The 498-nt window shown below is 47.0% G+C and carries 1 protein-coding gene and 1 pseudogene; both read right to left on the bottom strand.

All coding sequences use genetic code 11. The annotated features are described in order from the left end of the window. Positions 1-182: pseudogene (locus QEH52_RS20155) on the bottom strand (IS3 family transposase); the annotation flags it as partial. Positions 183-184: 2 nt separating this feature from the next. Further along, complete coding sequence (locus QEH52_RS20150; RefSeq protein ID WP_308952761.1) at positions 185-472, bottom strand: transposase; 288 nt, start codon at positions 470-472, stop codon at positions 185-187. Positions 473-498 lie beyond the last annotated feature (26 nt).

Genomic DNA, 498 nt, shown 5'->3' with positions numbered 1-498 from the left:
CGCTTATCGGATGCCTCATAGAGCTCTTCGATACGTTTTGCGTGTTCAGCATCGGCAATACTTCGAGCGCTGGGTTCTCGCTTCTTCCAGGCATAGTAACCACTTGGTTTAATCTCAAAGTACTCACAGATATCACTGACCTTAAAAGCGGCCTGATGGATCTCGATAAATTCGTATTTCATCGTTAATCCTGGCTGAAAAAACCAACTGTTTTTTTTAGAATCTCGTTCATCCGCTTGGACTTTGCCAGCTCCTTGCGAAGCTCGTCGATCTCAGCTGCCATCTTCTTCGGGCTCGGGGCAGCCGCAGGATTGTTCGCCTCCATCTCCTCGATATGTTCTGCCTTCCAGCGGTAAAGCTGACTGATCGGCACTCCCAATCGAGCCGAAAGCTCTTTTACGGCGACTCCTTCGATGATTATCTGATACGCTGTATCCTTCTTGAACTCTGCGGTATATTGTCGTCTTTTCATTATTTATGATCCTCGTCTTAAGAGAA

Source organism: Thalassobacterium maritimum (assembly GCF_031127805.1).
In the GTDB taxonomy this organism is placed as follows: Bacteria; Verrucomicrobiota; Verrucomicrobiia; order Opitutales; family Coraliomargaritaceae; genus Thalassobacterium; species Thalassobacterium maritimum.
Note: the sequence above shows the minus strand (reverse complement) of the source record. Positions and strands in the feature narration are given on the sequence as shown.

Excerpts from the sequence above, each read along its gene's own strand:
- QEH52_RS20150 (WP_308952761.1), bottom strand. The coding sequence starts at position 472 with ATGAAAAGACGACAATATACCGCAGAGTTCAAGAAGGATACAGCGTAT.